Annotated in this window: 1 protein-coding gene; it reads right to left on the bottom strand. The window is 71.5% G+C overall.

The features are described from left to right. On the bottom strand, positions 1-498 hold a 498-nt coding region (locus PUR71_RS14210; RefSeq protein WP_329927334.1), incomplete at both ends, for a condensation domain-containing protein.

Here is a 498-nt window from a genome sequence, read left to right as displayed (position 1 = left end):
TCCCGCTCCGAGTCCGCCAGGACCTCCAGCGCCCCCACCCGCACATCCGGCTCCATCGCCATCCCGGCGAGCACCCGGACGAACCGCTGCACCAGCACCTCGGCGGTCGACCGGTCGAACAGGTCGCTCGCGAACTCCAACTGGCCTCCGAGGCCCGCCGGTTCACCCGCCGGCCCGGCGTTCTCCCAGAGGTCGACGGAGAGGTCGAACTTCGCGATCCGGTGGTCGATCGGGAGCTCGTCGACCCGCAGGCCCGACAGGCCCGGCTCCGACCAGGCGTTGTTCTGGAGGATCAGCATGGTCTGGAAGAGCGGGTGGCGCGCCGCCGAGCGGACCGGGTTGAGCGCCTCCACCAGACGCTCGAACGGCACGTCCTGGCTGCCCAGCGCGTCGAGGTCCGCCTCGCGCACCCGGCGCAGCAGCTCCCGGACGCTCGGGTCGCCCGACAGGTCCGTCCGCAGCACCAGCGTGTTGACGAAGAACCCGATCAACTCGTCC

Source organism: Streptomyces sp. SP17BM10 (assembly GCF_036322405.1).
Lineage (GTDB): Bacteria > Actinomycetota > Actinomycetes > Streptomycetales > Streptomycetaceae > Kitasatospora.
The sequence above is the reverse complement of the archived record's forward strand: the minus strand, read 5'-3'. Positions and strand labels throughout refer to the sequence as shown.